Genomic DNA, 15230 nt, shown 5'->3' with positions numbered 1-15230 from the left:
CTACGACTGTTTCAAGGCTGGCGACCTCGAGGGCGCACAGGCCGCTCAGGACGCTATCGCCATCCTGCAGCAGACCTACAAGTACGGCAATCCCCACACCATCATCAAGACCGCTGTGGCCCTGCAGGGCCACAACATCGGCAAGTGCCGCGCCCCCTTCAACTACGTTCCCGAAGAGGGTCTGGAAGCCATCAAGAAGGTCCTGGCCGAGAACGCTGCCAAGGGCCTGAACTGAGAAGAGCAAGGAGAGCACTGTTATGAATAAACCTATCGTTGGCATTACGATGGGCGATCCCGCCGGCTCCGGCCCGGAGATCACCATCAAGGCTCTGGCAGATCCGGAGCAGTATACCTACTGCCGCCCCATCGTTGTGGGCGACGTGAAGGTGTTCGAGCAGGCCAGGAAGTTCGTTGGCCGTGAGGACATCGTCATCCACCGCTGCGACAAGGTGTCGGATGCTCTGTTCACCCCCGGAACCATCGACGTGCTGCACCTCGACCTCATCGAGGACATCAACAAGTTCGAGATGGCAAAGGTGAGCGTGGAGGGCGGCAACGCAGCCTTCCAGTGCGTCAAGAAGGTCATCGAGCTGGCCATGGCCGGTGAGGTGGATGCTACCTGCACCAACGCCCTGAACAAGGAAGCCATGAACAAGGCTCTGGAATACTATCACGGCGAGAAGTCGGACGGCTACACCCATTTCGACGGCCACACCGAGATTTACGCCACCTACACCCACACCAAGAAGTACACCATGATGCTGGCCCACCACGACCTGCGCGTGGTCCACGTCTCCACCCACGTCTCCCTGCGCGAAGCCTGCGACCGGGTCAAGAAAGAGCGCGTGCTGGAAGTCATCGAGATCGCCAATAAAGCCTGCAAGGATATGGGCATCGAGAACCCCCGCATCGCGGTGGCCGGCCTGAACCCCCACTGCGGCGAGAACGGCCTGTTCGGCCGCGAGGAGATCGAGGAGATCACCCCGGCCATCGAGGCTGCTAAGGCCGAGGGCATCACCGGCGTTGTCGGCCCCTGCCCGCCGGACAGCGTTTTCTCTCAGGCCATCGGCGGCTGGTACGACATCGTGGTCTGCATGTACCACGATCAGGGCCATATCCCCCTCAAGACCGTGGGCTTCGTCTACGACCGTGAAAAGCAGGAGTGGAAGGCTGTGGAGGGCGTCAATGTCACGCTGGGCCTGCCCATCATCCGCTCCAGCGTGGACCACGGCACCGACTTCTACCATGCAGGCAAGGGCAACGGCAATGAGCTGAGCCTTGTCAACGCCATCAAGTATGCCGTCAAGATGACCGGCCGCGAGGCGTAAATTTTCCAATAGCTCCCTGCACACCCGCTTTTGCAGCTTTGCTGCGAGGCGGGTGTTTTTTTGCTTAACAGGCTGAAAGAAAAGTTCTATCCTGAAACGGATAAATCCGGGAAAGGCTGCTGAAATGTTCTAAAATGTTACGCTTTTAATAGAACATTCATGAAATATCCTGGAAATGTTTCAGAATGAAACGGAAACAAGGCGATTTAGCCGTTGTAAGGGCCTGCTATTTTGAATATAATTTAGACAACAAAAACGAACAAAGACTGTGAAAAGCGGCGACGCCGCAGAAGAAGGCATGAAGTACACAGTCCGGTTCGCTACACGAGAACCCCAAGAGAAAAGGAGAACAAGATTATGAAAAAGATTTCTCGTCGCAGCTTTCTGAAGGTTTCTGGTACTATGGCAGCGGCTGGTGCTCTGGCAGCCTGCGGCGGCTCTTCCTCCACCAGCACCGCAGCTTCCAGTGAGGCAGCTCCTTCCGTTGAGGCAAAGGCTGTGGACGGTCTGCCCGATATGAGCAAAGAGACTCTGAACTTCAGCTCCGATAAGGTCGGTTCTGGCTCTTACAATATGATCGTTGCAATGTCCAAGGTGCTGGAGAAGGCTGGCGGTTTCCAGACTGTCAACGTCAACCCTGACTCTCCGGGCGGTATGGGCGCTCCTTATCTGTTTGCTTCCGGCAACACCGATCTGGCCTTCATCAACGGTGCTCCTGCAAAGTGGGCAATGGAGGAAGGCACTCTGGGCAAGCCTGCTACCAGCGGCTATGCAGCGGTCATCGGCGGCCTGACTGCTGTCTGCTACATCAACTGCGTGTCCAACGCATTCCTGCAGAAGTACAATGTCTCCACCATCGAGGAGATCTTCGAGCAGAAGCTACCCCTGCGCATCGGCTGCTCCGCAAAGGGCTCCATGGATGCTGAGGGCGCTTACCTGCTGCTCGAGTACTTCGGCGTGACCGAGGACGACCTGAAGAGCTGGGGCGGCTCCATCACCAACCAGGGCGGCGATGCCAACGCAGACGCCATCGCGGACGGCCAGATCGACTTCTACATCGACCACACCTCTTCTGCTTCTTCCACCATGGCTCAGATCGCTACCAGCGTGGATGTCACCTTCCTGCAGTGGGGCGATGACCTGTGCAGCTGGTTCGTCAGCGAAAAGGGCTTCGACCTCATCACCATCCCGGCCAACTCCTTCAAGGGTCAGGATAAGGAGCTGACGCTGCCCGGCACTCCCGACTGCGTCTTCTGCAAAGAGAGCCTGAGCGAGGATGTCGTCTACGCCATCACCAAGAGCCTGAGCGAGAACCGCGACGCTCTGGTGGCCGAGTACAATTCCCTGTCTCCGTGGGAGCCTGAGACCGCTTGGGAAGAGATGAAGCGCGGCGGCTGCCCGCTGCATCCCGGTGCTGAGAAGTACTACAAGGAAGCAGGCTACATGAAGTAAGTTCCGGCTTTGAAAGCTTTCGGCGGAGGCGCTCCGCACGACATCAGATCTATCCTTTGACCGTAGGCAGAGGCCGGACGCTTTGCGGTGTCCGGCCTCTGCTTTCACAAGGGATAATACGGAGGGAAATATGAGCAACGAAAAAGAAACCAAGGTATCGGCTCTCGACGCCAAGGCCAAGGCTCTGGCAAACGAAGAGGACGAAGATACCAAAATCGCCAAGCTGCTGAAGAATATGCCGAAATGGCGCTTCTATTCGCTGGCAGTTCTTACCGTTATCTGGACGGTGTTCCAGCTCTACATCAAGCTGGTCAAGCCCCTTGACCCGTGGTTCCAACTGCCGCTCCATATGTGCCTTGCACTGGTCGTGGTGTGGCTGTACAATCCGATGGTCGAGAAATCCAAGAGCCACAATAAGCTGTGGTGGATTTACGACATCTTCCTCATCGCGTCCAGCTGCTTTATCTGCTGGTTCTTCCTGAGCCACGCAGAACAGCTCAACTACCGCATCTTCAATGTTGATGTTATGACCACCACCGAGGTCATCGTGGCGGTGCTTCTGGTCATCAATGTCATGGAGGCCGTCCGCCGCGTGGTCAGTATGTCCCTGTTCTGGGTCATCTGCTTCTTCCTTGCTTATGCATGGTTCGGCCAGTATATCCCCGGCCTGTTCCGCTTCTCCGGCATCAGCTTCCCCAAACTGATGGAAGTCCTGATGTACGGCGAGAATGGCATCTTCGGCTCTCCGCTGGTCACTTCTCTGGGCACCCTGTTCTACTTCCTCGTTTTCGGCACCTTCTTCTCCAACTGCGGCGGCGGCGGTGTCCTGATCGACGGCGGCATGAAGCTCAGCGATAAGACGGTCGGCGGCCCCGCAAAGGCAGCTGTCATCTCTTCCGGCCTGCTGGGCATGGTTTCTGGTTCTGCGATCGCAAATGTTTCCACCACCGGCGTTCTGACCATCCCCCTGATGAAAAAGACCGGTTATGCCCCCGAAGAGGCGGCAGCAGTCGAGTCTGTTGCTTCCACCGGCGGCCAGATCATGCCCCCCATCATGGGCGCTGGCGCATTCATCATGGCCGAGATCATCGGTGTGCAGTATGCGCAGATCGCAGCAGCAGCCGTCCTGCCCGCTGTGGCCTACTTCCTCGCTGTGTTCATCCTCGTCCACATGATCGCAAAGAAGAAGGGTCTGGGCAAAGACTCCGGCGTACATTACGAAGGCAAGCCCATCCTGCCCCGCGTGTACCGTCTGCTGCCCATCATCGTTCTGGTCATCATGATCATCATGGGCTACTCTCTGCCCCGTTCCGCGATCTACTGCACCATCTTCTCCATCATCATCGCAGCGATCTCTCCTGAGACCCGCATGGGTCCCCGCAAGCTGCTCCAGACTCTGATGGACGGCGTCCGTCAGGCCGCAAACATTGCGATCCCCACCGCTGCCTGCGGCATCATGATCGGCATCGTGGTCAACTCCGGCGTTGCCGTCAAGATCGCAAAGCTCATCGGTACCTCTGGTGAGGGCAGCCTGTTCATCGCACTGCTCATCGCCGCTCTGGGCTGCCTGCTGCTGGGCATGGCACTGCCTACCGTGGCCGCTTACCTGATCGCTGTCACTCTGTTCGCATCGGCTATCCAGGGTCTGGGCATCTCCGCTCTGGTCACCAATATGTTCATCTTCTACTTCGGTGTCGTGGCTCAGATCACTCCTCCCGTCTGTCTGGCATCCTTTACTGCGGCAGGCATCGCGGGTGCAAGCGCATGGAAGACCGGCTGGAAGGCATTCTCCTTCGCCATCACCGCTTTCATCGTCCCCTTTGCATTCGTGTATCGTCCCGCTATCCTGCTGGAGGGCACTGTGGTGGAGATCGTCACTGCATACTTCATCGTCATTGCAGCCACCTATCTGCTGGCCTGCGGCATCGCTGGCTACCTGTTCCGTCCCCTGAAGATGTGGGAGCGCATCGCCTGCTATGTCGTGGCCTTCATCTTCATCCTGCCCAGCTCCATGTCTGATATTATCGGCATTGCTGGATGTGCACTCATCATGGCTTACTGCTTCATGACGGGCAAGAAGAACGCCAACAAGGCACAGCCTGCCTGATAAGCGGTCCTTCCGAAAACCTTCTTCATAAGCCACAGTTCGGCGAAACCCCCGCCTCCGGCACTCCCGGAGGCGGGGGTTTCTTGTTTGTCCTTTTTGGGGCGGGAAGAAAAGAAAAACGGGCAGTTCGGATGCGAAAGATGACGGAACAGTTGTGTTTGGGGACGATTTTAGCTAAGATTCTTAGCCGCCAGACATAGCAATTCAACTTTTTAATGCAACAGCAACAGCGTTGAATTGCATATCGCAAATATGCTGTTATCCTATTGCGTTATTTTCTTGACTTGCGCCAGACATGAAAAAAACTCCCCTCTGGGCGGGAGGGGAGCGGAAAAATCAATATCAATCGTCGTCGCTGTCGAGCTTGAGCACGGCGGTGAACGCCTCGCTGGGCAGGGAGACGCTGCCCAGCTGGCGCATCTTCTTTTTGCCCTCTTTCTGCTTTTCCAGCAGTTTTTTCTTGCGGGAGATGTCGCCGCCGTAGCACTTGGCCAGCACATCCTTGCGCATGGCCTTGACCGTCTCGCGGGCGATGATCTTGCCGCCGATGGCCGCCTGAACGGGGATCTCGAAGAGGTTGCGCGGGATGTTGTCCCGCAGCTTCTCGCAGATGCGGCGGCCCTTGGCGTAGGCGTTGTCGCGGAAGACGATCATGGACAGAGCATCCACGGGGTCGCCGTTGAGCAGGAAGTCCAGCTTGACGAGGTCGCTCTCGCGGTACTCCTTGAACTCGTAGTCGTAGCTGGCGTAGCCGCGGCTCCGGCTCTTGATGGCGTCGAAGAAGTCGTAGACGATCTCACCCAGCGGCAGGGCGTAGTGCAGGTCCACACGCACATCATCCATATACTTCATGTCGATGAGGACGCCGCGCTTGTTCTGGCACAGGTCCATCAGGCTGCCGACGTATTCGTTGGGGGTGTAGAGGTGGACGTCCACGAAGGGCTCCTCCTGCTTGACGATGTTGGAGGGGTCGGGGTAGCTGGACGGGTTGTCTATCATCTCCACGGTGCCGTCGGTCAGGGTCAGACGATAGCGGACGCTGGGTGTGGTGGTGATGAGGTCGAGGTCGAACTCGCGTTCCAGACGCTCGGTGATGATCTCCATGTGGAGCAGGCCAAGGAAGCCGCAGCGGAAGCCGAAGCCCAGCGCGGCACTGGTTTCCAGCTCAAAGGTCAGGGAGGCGTCGTTGAGCTGCAGCTTTTCCAGCGCGTCCTTCAAATCGGGGTACTTTGCGCCGTCGGCGGGGTAGATGCCGCAGAAGACCATGGGCTTGACCTGACGGTAGCCGGGCAGAGCCTCGGGGGTGGGGTTATTCGCCAGGGTGACGGTGTCGCCGACGCGGGTGTCCTGCACGGTCTTGATGCTGGCGGTCAGATAGCCGACCTCACCAGCCTGCAGCTGGTCGCAGGGGGTCAGGCTGGTAGCGCCCATGTGGCCCACTTCCACCAGCGTGAACTGTGCGCCGGTGGCCATCAGGCGGATGGTGTCGCCGGGCTTGACCGTACCTTCAAAGACGCGGATATAGACGATGACGCCCTTGTAGCTGTCGTAGATGCTGTCGAAGATGAGGGCCTTGAGGGGGGCGTCCGGGTCGCCGGTGGGGGCGGGGATGTCGCTGACCACACGCTCCAGCACCTGATCGATGTTCAGGCCGGTCTTGGCCGAGACGCGGGGCGCGTCGAGGCAGGGAAGGCCGATGACGTCCTCCACTTCCTGTGCTACTTCGTCCGGGTGGGCAGAGGGCAGGTCGATCTTGTTCAGGATAGGCACCAGCTCGAGGTCGTGCTCCAGCGCCATATAGGTATTGGCGAGGGTCTGGGCCTCCACGCCCTGGGTGGCGTCCACCACGAGGATAGCGCCCTCGCAGGCGGCGAGGCTGCGGCTGACTTCGTAAGCGAAGTCCACGTGGCCCGGGGTGTCGATGAGGTTGAACTCGTACACCTTGCCATCCTTGGCGGTGTAGTTCATGGTGACGGCGCGGGCCTTGATGGTGATGCCGCGTTCCCGCTCGATGTCCATGTTGTCGAGGATCTGGTCCTCCATCGTCCGCTCGTCCACGCTCTTGGTCAGCTCGAGGATGCGGTCGGAGAGGGTGGATTTGCCGTGGTCGATGTGCGCGATGATGCAGAAGTTGCGGATGTTGTCTCTTGCCATGTAGTTCCTCCGAAATTTATAGGATCCAGTCCTCGACGGCTTTGATGCCGCCGTTTTCCAGGTAAACGCGGGGTACCCGGCGGGAAACGCCGCAGAGCACCTCGTAAGAAATAGTATCGGTCTTATGGGCGATGGTCTCGGCGCTGTCGCTCACTTCGCCGCCCCACAGGATGGCTTCGTCCCCTTCCTGCACGTCGGGCAGAGCCGAGACATCCACCATGATCTGGTCCATGCAGACCCGGCCCAGAACCGGGCAGGGCATACCCTTTATCTCCACGATGCCCTTGCCGCAGCTCAAAAGGCGGGGGTAGCCGTCGGCGTAACCGGCACAGAGGGTGGCGACCTTGGTGGGCTTTTCCGCAGTGAAGCGGCGTCCGTAACTGGCTGACTGGCCGGGCTGCATCTCCTTGACCATGCTGATGATGGTCTTGAGCTTCATCACCGGGCGGAAGATGCCGAAGCGGACTTCATCGCTGGGGTCGAAGCCGTAGAGGATGATGCCGGGGCGTGCCATGCAGTGGGTGCGGGGCAGTCCGGCGGGCCAGTCGGGGTGGAGCATCACCCCGGCGGAGTTGTCGCAGTGGACGACGGCAGGCTCAAAACCGGCCTCGGCAAGGCCCTGATAGGCCCGGACGAAGAGCTCGTGCTGCTGGCTGGTATAAGCCACGCTGTCGGCGCTGTCGTCGTCGGCCACAGCGAAGTGCTGGAACAGGCCGGTCACGTCCAGACCCGGCAGGCGGCAGGCATCCAGCATCTCGGCCAGCGCCGCGTCAAAGTCGGTGCGGAGCGCAAAACCGATGCGGCCCATGCCGGTGTCGGCCTTGAGGTGGACTTTGACCTTCCCGCCGACGGCACAGGCGGCCTCGCTGAGGGCCCTGGCCTGGGGCAGGGAGTAGCAGGCTGCGGTGATGTCCTCCTGGATGAGGACGGGCGCACGGCTCGGCTCCACATGGCCCAGAATGAGGATGGGCAGCGTCAGCCCGGCTTTGCGCAGCTGACGGGCTTCCGCCAGACAGCTCACAGCCAGCCACGCGGCCCCCTCTTCGGCAAAGACCTTGGCGCACTCTACGGCACCGTGGCCGTAGCTGTCGGCTTTGACGACAGCGCACAGAGGCATCTCCCCGGCCCGGGCCTTCACGGCGCGGAAATTGTGGCGCAGGGCGTCAAGGTCTATCTCGGCCCAGACGTGTTTTTCAAATGCGGGCATCTGCATGGGCTGTGTCCTCCTTTTTTGATGTACGGGCCGGGTGCAAAGGACGCCAGCCGTCGATGCCGCTCTCCTGCAGAGCGTGAAGGGTCTTCTGCCGGAAAGCACGGTCGGTGCGGCACCGCTCCCGGACAAAGTTTTTCGTGTCCTCCCGGGTGGTCACGCCGTCGGCCGGGCAGCGGCTCTTGACGATGGGAAAACCTTCTTCCTTCACTGCACAGCGCACCTCCTGCTCTGTGGCGAGCAGCAGAGGCCGGATGAGGGTCAGCCCCCGATCGGACAGCTCTGTCACCGGCGAGAAGCAGCCGATGCGGCCCTCCCGCCAGAGGTTCATGTAAAATGTCTCGATGGCGTCGTCCAGATGATGCCCCAGCGCCACCTTGTTGCAATCCAGCTCTTCGGCAGCGGCGTGGAGCGCGCCCCGGCGCATCTTGGCGCAGAGGGAGCAGGGATTCTTCTCGTTCCGGTAGTCGAAGACGATGGGGCCGATAAGGGTGCGGCGCACCTCATAGGAAACATCATACTGCCGGAACAGCGCTTCCAGCGCAGAGTAATCCACCGGCTTGCCGCCAAACTGGGGGTCGAGGGTGACGGCCACGACTTCGAACGGAAAGCCGAGGTACTGCCGCAGCCGCGCGAGACCGATGGTCAAAGCTACGCTGTCCTTGCCGCCCGAAACGCCCACCAGAACGCGGTCGCCGGGGGCCAGCATCTCGTACTGCTGGACGGCTTTGCGCATCAGGCCGCAGAGCCGCTGCATCGCTTTCGTGTCGCTCATGACAGGCTCACGCTCTCCACGAGGTTGACGATGTCGCTGATGGAGGCCAGCTTGGTCAGGCCGGAGACATAGATGACGTCGCCGTTGTCGTACTCGATGGTGGCCAGCACGGCGTAGTAAGCCTGAATATCACAGCGCACGGCAGTGACGGCGGCACCGTCGATGCTCAGATTGACTTTTCGGGGGCTGATGACGCCGTAAGCCTGCTTGAGCTCTTTTTCCGACTGGCCGATGAAGTCCTCATAGGTGTCTTTCGTGCCTTTCTGGAAGAGCACGACCTGATAGTTGGCGTCGTCGCTGCTCTGGGCAGAGGCCAGTTCCAGCGCACGGCCAAGGGTGGCGTCCTCGGTCATCTCGCACACCGGCCAGACGGCGGACTCGTAGTAGACGGAGATGCCGTTCTCGGCGGTGTAGTGGGTGTCAGGCGAAGCGGGGGTGCGGCGGTTGACCACGAGGGTCAGTACAAAATAGGCCAGTGCGCCCAGCAGGACGATGATGCCCATGGCCAGCAGCAGGCGGGAAGAGCGCTGCTGCGCGGTGTCGCGCTGGTGGATGTCTTTCGGCATGAAGGAATGTCCTCCTTATAAATGTAAGGCTCAGCCCCGGGGGTGGGGGCTGCATCTTTATTAGTATAACATACTCGGGACTGAAATTGTAGCGCTCTGCCGCAAAAACAGAAACGAAAATGCGATTGGAGAAAATGCGAGATTTCAAGAGAAAACAAGAGAAAACAATAGATTCAAAAAACTGAGCCGAAAAAATCGAAAAATGATGTTGACAGGGGCGTTCTTGTGATGTATACTGACACTCGCGCCCCAAAAGGCGCATTGAACCGTTGAAACACTTATCAGGAGGAAATAGATATGAGCACTACTCTCGTCAAGCCCGCTGAAGTCGAGCGCAAGTGGTATCTGCTCGACGCTGCCGGCAAGAGCCTGGGCCACGTCGCTGCTGAGGCTGCTGTTCTGCTGCGCGGCAAGCAGAAGGTCGATTATACCCCCAATGTTGACTGCGGCGATTTCGTCGTCGTCATCAACTGCGACAAGGCTGTTCTGACCGGCAAGAAGGCCGAGCAGAAGTTCCACATCACCCACAGCAAGTTCATCGGCGGCCTGAAGAAGGTCCAGTACAGCAAGCTGATGGCTGAGAACAGCGACCTGGCTATGACCTACGCTGTCAAGGGCATGATCCCTTCCAACACCATCGGTGCTAAGGCTCTGACCCGCCTGCACTGCTACCAGGGTGCCGAGCACGCTCACGCAGCTCAGAAGCCCGAGAAGATCGAGTTCTAAGAAGGAGGCAATCGAACATGTACGAAACCAAACCTTATTTCTACGGCACTGGTCGTCGTAAGGATTCCGTTGCCCGCGTGCGCGTCTACCAGGGCACTGGCAAGGTCACCATCAACGACCGTGACATCGACAACTACTTCGGTCTGGAGACCCTGAAGCTGATCGTCCGCTCTCCGCTGGTCCTGCTGGGCCTCGAGGGCAAGTATGACGTCGTCGTCCGCGTTTCCGGCGGCGGTGTTTCCGGCCAGGCTGGCGCTATCCGCCACGGTCTGAGCCGCGCCCTGCTGCAGCAGAGCGATGAGAACCGCGCTGCTCTGAAGAAGGCAGGCTTCCTGACCCGCGATCCTCGTATGAAGGAGCGCAAGAAGTACGGCCTGAAGGCTGCACGTCGTGCTCCCCAGTTCAGCAAGCGCTGATTTTACCGTATTACGGCTTTTACGGCTCTGCTTCGGCAGAGCCGTTTTTGTTTAACAGAAGTTTCCCAGCGAACTGGGGAGCACGACTGCGCATATCCGGCGGTTGCCCCGGAGGGGCGAGCCGGATGCGCATTTCGAATAATTGCTCAAGCATCGCGTGGGCGGCGGAGCCGCCCCAGCGATGCTTCCCAGTTCAGCAAGTGCAACAGCGACGACCGCCGCCAGCGGCGGAAACAGGGAGGAGCTGTTGGGGCCGCGGCCAGCAGGATATGAGGCCCGCCCAAGGGCCGAAATAGACGCTGGGAGCCGCAACCCGGGGAAGTTGGCCGTACGATGCCGCTTCGGCAGAGCCGTTTTTGTTTAACAGGAGTTTCCCAGCGGACTGGGGAGCACGGCTGCGCATATCCGGCGGTTGAGATTCCTTCATCTCCCTCTTGACAAAAACTGCAAAAGAGACTATTATACTAAGCAGACAGACAATGGAGCCTGGGGTGTGTTTACCCTAGGCTTTTTTCTTTGGAATGTCTTGGGAAATGCATCACTGCGGGCCGATAGAGGGGGTCCGCAGCGGAAAATTGGGATGCGGGCTGCGGCAGAATGGTGTCTGCCGGGCCGCAAAGAGGAAAAGGAGAAGGTATCATGAACGAGAATGTTGACGGTATGATGATTCGTTTGGTCGGCCTTGCACTGGCTGTCCTGTTGATGGCTGGCATGACCATCTACACGGGCCTTTTCAAAAAGACATCCGGCATGGATGCCCGCGCCGCTGTTATCAGTGTGCAGGACGGCCATGTGGCCGCAGAGGATGTTCAGTGGAACGCCTGAGGTAAACTTTTCTTCAAACACAACACAGCGCCCCGGAGCAGACTGCTCCGGGGCGCTGTGTTCGTTTAAGTGTTTATCGCTTCTGCTGCTTCAGGCGGGTCATGAAGTCGTCGGCCTCGATGGCCTCAGGGGTGAAGCTGTTGTTGTTCCACCAGCTGGCGAGGGCGGCGGCAACGGTCAGGCCGCTGGAAATGAGCTGTTCCAGCTGGGCGCTCTCGATGGGCAGCATGGGCTTGCCCACGGCGCTGAGCACCTGATTGGTCAGGGCCAGCGCCAGCGCAGCGGTGCGGGCCAGAGTGGATGCGGAAATTTTGTGATGGGTCATAGTCAGTACCTCTCTTTCTGTTTCAGGATATGTGTTCGGTGTGGTTCAGGTCTCCTGCAGCACAACGGTACCCGAGAAGATGAGGGTGGTGTTATCACCATAGTAGGCGCTGCCGTGTGCAATGTCGATGCAGTCGTTTGCGGCGACCCAGGAGGAATCGACAGAGGGCGGATAGAAGTTGTTGGCGGCGGCGAAATAGAGCTGGTATTCGACGCCCTTTTCCAGCGCGATGCTGCCCATGTCCAGCACTACATCGTTGTAGCCGCGGACAAGGTCGATGGACTTGTCTGCCAGGGCGGTCGTGGTGCCGTACTTGCGCAGGACGGTGCGCATTTTGCCCGGCATATAGCCCTTGACGCGGAATTCCAGCGAGCGGAGCAGCAGGCCCGCTTTCTTAGCAGTCAATGGCATGAAGAACTCGGACTTGGCGGGATAAGTGTCCCACGCGGGGATGTCGCCGCTGTCGGTGTGGGCCGTCTCGATGCGGTAGACGGCGGGAGTCACTGTGACGGTGCAGCTGTCGCTCTTGCTGTCGGAGGTGGCAGTGACGACGGCAGAACCCTTCTTGAGGGCAGTGACGCGGCCCGCATCCACCGAGACGATGTTCGTCGGCGAAACGCTCCACAATACCGTCTGGTCGGTGGCGTCCGGGGGCGCGATGGAGGCGCTGAGGTCGGCAGTGCTGCCCCGGCTCAGTTCCAGCGTGTGCTGGCTCAGAGTCACCTTCTCCACCGGGATGATGTCCGGGTCGGGCAGGGGAGTGGGCGGCGTGGTGTCCCACAGTTTTTTGAGGGCCTCAAGGGCATTTTTGGCGCTGCTGTCGGTGTAGCTGACAGAGCCCAGCAGCTTGAGCAGAAGCTCTTTTTCTTCGCTGCCCAGCCCGCTGAGGCTGTCGGTGCTGATGGTGTCTACGGTCAGTGCGCCGGTGGAGGCATCGACCTTCACCACCCGCACCAGCTGGCCGACTTTCGGTGAGACAGGGCGGGGCAAGGCCCAGACGTCCAGTGCGTTCAGCCGGACGGCACCGCTCTTGCCGTTGACGCTCAGCACAGCGCCCTCCGTGGGGGCATAGGAGGCGGCACGGTCGGCAGCGGCTTCGGCCTGCTCGGCATAGCCTGCGGCCAGGGTGGCGCTGGCGGCGGTCTGCTGGGCAGAAGAAGCGGCCTCGCTGGCGCTCTGTTTGGCGTTTGCCTCGCCGGAGGCGGCACGTTTGGCGGCCTCTGCGGCGGCATTGGCGCTGTCCACCACCCGGGCGATGAACTGTTCGTAGATCGAGGGCGTCAGCTCCTCACCGCCGCCCTCGGTGGGGAGGATGCCGTGGACGTCGTACTGGCCGGGACGGGTGTAGGCGGTGTAGCCATTGCCGTTGGCAGCGGCCAGCATCCACTCGCCGCTGGCCCAGCCGGTAAAGCTCCGGCCCACGCTGACGCAGCCTGCTTCGTCCAGTGCCAGCGGCTCGGCCAGCGTGCCGTCCGCGTGCCGGATGTGGAGGGTGACGACACACCCGTTCCACTGCTCCGGCAGGCTGAATTCCAGCTGGTCCACACCCTCGGCTTTCTGTGCGCCCAGATGCAGCCGGTGGGGCTGAGCGAGGAATTCTGTGCCGCCGAAGTCCCGGGCTGTGATGTTGATCTGCATGGTAAAAACTCCTTTCATTTGGTTTTGCGTTTGCATCTGGCCCGATTGTAGCGCAGAACGGCAGTGGGCGGAAGTACATACTTTTTTATTGAGAATTTGGCGGGTTAGGCATTTTGCCAAACGGCCTTTTTCGGAGAGAATCGGAGAGAAATAGACCCCGTTTTTTCTCTTGAAAACAGTCAGAAAACAGTCCATGATTTGTGTCGAAAATAAGCCGGTTATGGCCGGTTTGACGTCGCAAAGCGGGCTGGAAATACTGCAAAAAACACCTCGGAAATGTTAACTCAAATGTTAAAAATATATGAACAAGTATGACTTTGTTTTTGCGAAAAAATCGGAGAGAAATCATTGAATTTCATGAAATCGAGAGCAAACTATGTACAGAATGCACAAAAAACTATGTGAAGGAATTGACGAGCGCCTGACCTTCGATTTGACAAAACGGCCTCAGTCTGCTAAAATAACGTCCGCTCAACACACGTTGCAGCGCATAAAATTCATCACGGTGAAGTGAAAAGCCGCTTTTGCGGCGCCCGCTGTGCGGGGCATTTACGCACAGTCTGACGGGCCTTGAGATACAGGCTCGCTGTCCATTCCAAAATCTGAAAAGAGAGGAGTTGTCTCGTATCGCTTCCGTCAAATTTAAGAAAGCATTGCCCGGCTGCACCCGTGCAGCCTCATCCCGTGTGCTGGCGTTCTGCGTCATGGCTGCGTGTCTCGTGTTCACGCTGGCTGTGACCGCCGCGAATCTGCGGCTGACCTACGTCACAGACTCCCACGGTGCGCGGCAGGTGGTCCTCACTTCCGAGAGCGACCCTGCCCGCGTTATGAGCCTTTCCGGCATCGAGGCCGAGGAGGGAGACGAAGTCTATTACACTGCCTTTGCCGGCAGTCTGGCATCCCTGAACATCGAACGCGCCTTCAGCGTCACCATTGAGGCTGAAGGCCAGGAGTACCCCGTCAAGATGGTGGTGGGTACCGTCGCCGATGCTCTGGAACGTGCTGGCATCACTCTGGAGGGGGACGACTATACCGAACCCGCCCTCAGCGCGATGGTCACGGCTGGCAGCAAGATTGAAGTCCACCGCGTCGAGTATCAGGACAAGGTGGAGACGCAGGCTGTCCCCTACGACACGGAGTACGTCTATACCAGCCTCTACTTCCGCAACACCAACCGTGCTACCACCCTGCAGCATGGCTCTGAGGGCCAACAGACCGTCACCACCCGGGAGCGCTGGGTGGACGGCGAGCTGGAAAACAGCGTCGTCACCGATGTGACCACCACCGTGGAGCCTACCGACCATGTGGTCAAGACCTATGGCGCCGGTGCGCCCGTCTCGCCCCTGACCGGCCCGGACGGCACCACCAACGCCCCCGCCAGCTACAGCAAGGTCCTTACCGGCAAGGCCACCGGCTATTATTCCAAGTCGGGCAAGGGTTCTTCCGGTCTGGGTCTGGGTTACGGCACCGTGGCCGTTGACCCCGATGTCATCCCCTACGGCACCCTGCTGTATATCACCTCCACCGACGGCAGCTTCGTCTATGGCTACGCAGTAGCCACCGACACCGGCATCGCCGTGCAGGATGGCCGCATCCTTGTGGACCTGTTCTATGAGACTTATGCGGAGTCTGTCATCAACGGCGCTATCAACGTCAACGTCTACGTCGTGGGCTGATGCGCCTTTGAAAAACTGAAGTAAAATAGTGG

The 15230-nt window shown here is 59.3% G+C and carries 13 protein-coding genes and 1 pseudogene; 8 read left to right on the top strand and 6 right to left on the bottom strand.

From position 1 onward, the window contains the following. From AAAU26_RS06035 to AAAU26_RS06020, 4 genes and pseudogenes are all read left to right on the top strand, one after another. Positions 1–235: pseudogene (locus AAAU26_RS06035) on the top strand (dihydrodipicolinate synthase family protein); the annotation flags it as partial. Between the two features lie 22 nt (positions 236–257). Continuing rightward, a complete protein-coding gene (pdxA, locus tag AAAU26_RS06030; protein WP_227618598.1) occupies positions 258–1328 on the top strand; it encodes a 4-hydroxythreonine-4-phosphate dehydrogenase PdxA in 1071 nt (356 codons plus the stop codon). A gap of 357 nt (positions 1329–1685) precedes the next feature. Further along, positions 1686–2780, top strand: a complete 1095-nt coding sequence (locus AAAU26_RS06025; protein WP_158395229.1) for a TAXI family TRAP transporter solute-binding subunit — start codon at positions 1686–1688, stop codon at positions 2778–2780. 130 nt (positions 2781–2910) lie between these two features. After that, complete coding sequence (locus AAAU26_RS06020; protein ID WP_227618597.1) at positions 2911–4887, top strand: TRAP transporter permease; 1977 nt, start codon at positions 2911–2913, stop codon at positions 4885–4887. Between the two features lie 342 nt (positions 4888–5229). Here AAAU26_RS06020 and lepA read toward each other — a convergent pair whose 3' ends face one another. The 4 genes from lepA to AAAU26_RS06000 are packed head-to-tail and all read right to left on the bottom strand — an operon-like array spanning position 5230 to position 9592. Beyond that, on the bottom strand, positions 5230–7041 hold the full coding sequence (gene lepA / locus AAAU26_RS06015) for a translation elongation factor 4 (protein ID WP_015564296.1): 1812 nt from the start codon (positions 7039–7041) through the stop codon (positions 5230–5232). A gap of 16 nt (positions 7042–7057) precedes the next feature. Beyond that, complete coding sequence (gene alr, locus AAAU26_RS06010; RefSeq protein WP_227618596.1) at positions 7058–8254, bottom strand: alanine racemase; 1197 nt, start codon at positions 8252–8254, stop codon at positions 7058–7060. Then, positions 8235–9026, bottom strand: coding sequence for a tRNA 2-thiocytidine biosynthesis TtcA family protein (locus AAAU26_RS06005; protein ID WP_158395226.1), 792 nt, complete (start codon positions 9024–9026; stop codon positions 8235–8237). Before AAAU26_RS06005 ends, alr begins: the two co-directional genes overlap by 20 nt. Next, positions 9023–9592 (bottom strand): hypothetical protein, encoded by a 570-nt coding sequence (locus tag AAAU26_RS06000; RefSeq protein ID WP_158395225.1) that lies wholly within the window; start codon positions 9590–9592, stop codon positions 9023–9025. The genes AAAU26_RS06005 and AAAU26_RS06000 overlap by 4 nt, the downstream gene beginning before the upstream one ends. Before the next feature lie 297 nt (positions 9593–9889). On the opposite strand from AAAU26_RS06000, the gene rplM reads away from it, so the two are divergent. The 3 genes from rplM (at position 9890) to AAAU26_RS05985 (ending at position 11559) form a co-directional block, all read left to right on the top strand. Continuing rightward, complete coding sequence (gene rplM, locus AAAU26_RS05995) at positions 9890–10318, top strand: 50S ribosomal protein L13 (protein ID WP_015564292.1); 429 nt, start codon at positions 9890–9892, stop codon at positions 10316–10318. Between the two features lie 17 nt (positions 10319–10335). Then, positions 10336–10734 (top strand): 30S ribosomal protein S9, encoded by a 399-nt coding sequence (rpsI, locus tag AAAU26_RS05990; RefSeq protein WP_015564291.1) that lies wholly within the window; start codon positions 10336–10338, stop codon positions 10732–10734. 639 nt (positions 10735–11373) lie between these two features. Next, a complete protein-coding gene (locus AAAU26_RS05985) occupies positions 11374–11559 on the top strand; it encodes a hypothetical protein (protein ID WP_227618595.1) in 186 nt (61 codons plus the stop codon). A gap of 73 nt (positions 11560–11632) precedes the next feature. Here AAAU26_RS05985 and AAAU26_RS05980 read toward each other — a convergent pair whose 3' ends face one another. Both AAAU26_RS05980 and AAAU26_RS05975 read right to left on the bottom strand, forming a co-directional pair. Next, positions 11633–11884, bottom strand: coding sequence for a phage holin (locus AAAU26_RS05980; protein ID WP_015564607.1), 252 nt, complete (start codon positions 11882–11884; stop codon positions 11633–11635). 45 nt (positions 11885–11929) lie between these two features. Next, positions 11930–13522 (bottom strand): Ig-like domain-containing protein, encoded by a 1593-nt coding sequence (locus tag AAAU26_RS05975; protein ID WP_227618594.1) that lies wholly within the window; start codon positions 13520–13522, stop codon positions 11930–11932. Between the two features lie 617 nt (positions 13523–14139). On the opposite strand from AAAU26_RS05975, the gene AAAU26_RS05970 reads away from it, so the two are divergent. Further along, positions 14140–15198 (top strand): resuscitation-promoting factor, encoded by a 1059-nt coding sequence (locus AAAU26_RS05970; protein ID WP_223386327.1) that lies wholly within the window; start codon positions 14140–14142, stop codon positions 15196–15198. Positions 15199–15230 lie beyond the last annotated feature (32 nt).

The sequence above is a fragment of the Faecalibacterium longum genome (assembly GCF_040094125.1).
Classification (GTDB): domain Bacteria; phylum Bacillota; class Clostridia; order Oscillospirales; family Ruminococcaceae; genus Faecalibacterium; species Faecalibacterium longum.
Note: the sequence above shows the minus strand (reverse complement) of the source record. Positions and strands in the feature narration are given on the sequence as shown.

Coding starts and splice junctions, on each gene's coding strand:
- pdxA (WP_227618598.1), top strand. CDS start 258: ATGAATAAACCTATCGTTGGCATTACGATGGGCGATCCCGCCGGCTCC.
- AAAU26_RS06025 (WP_158395229.1), top strand. CDS start 1,686: ATGAAAAAGATTTCTCGTCGCAGCTTTCTGAAGGTTTCTGGTACTATG.
- AAAU26_RS06020 (WP_227618597.1), top strand. CDS start 2,911: ATGAGCAACGAAAAAGAAACCAAGGTATCGGCTCTCGACGCCAAGGCC.
- lepA (WP_015564296.1), bottom strand. CDS start 7,041: ATGGCAAGAGACAACATCCGCAACTTCTGCATCATCGCGCACATCGAC.
- alr (WP_227618596.1), bottom strand. CDS start 8,254: ATGCAGATGCCCGCATTTGAAAAACACGTCTGGGCCGAGATAGACCTT.
- AAAU26_RS06005 (WP_158395226.1), bottom strand. CDS start 9,026: ATGAGCGACACGAAAGCGATGCAGCGGCTCTGCGGCCTGATGCGCAAA.
- AAAU26_RS06000 (WP_158395225.1), bottom strand. CDS start 9,592: ATGCCGAAAGACATCCACCAGCGCGACACCGCGCAGCAGCGCTCTTCC.
- rplM (WP_015564292.1), top strand. CDS start 9,890: ATGAGCACTACTCTCGTCAAGCCCGCTGAAGTCGAGCGCAAGTGGTAT.
- rpsI (WP_015564291.1), top strand. CDS start 10,336: ATGTACGAAACCAAACCTTATTTCTACGGCACTGGTCGTCGTAAGGAT.
- AAAU26_RS05985 (WP_227618595.1), top strand. CDS start 11,374: ATGAACGAGAATGTTGACGGTATGATGATTCGTTTGGTCGGCCTTGCA.
- AAAU26_RS05980 (WP_015564607.1), bottom strand. CDS start 11,884: ATGACCCATCACAAAATTTCCGCATCCACTCTGGCCCGCACCGCTGCG.
- AAAU26_RS05975 (WP_227618594.1), bottom strand. CDS start 13,522: ATGCAGATCAACATCACAGCCCGGGACTTCGGCGGCACAGAATTCCTC.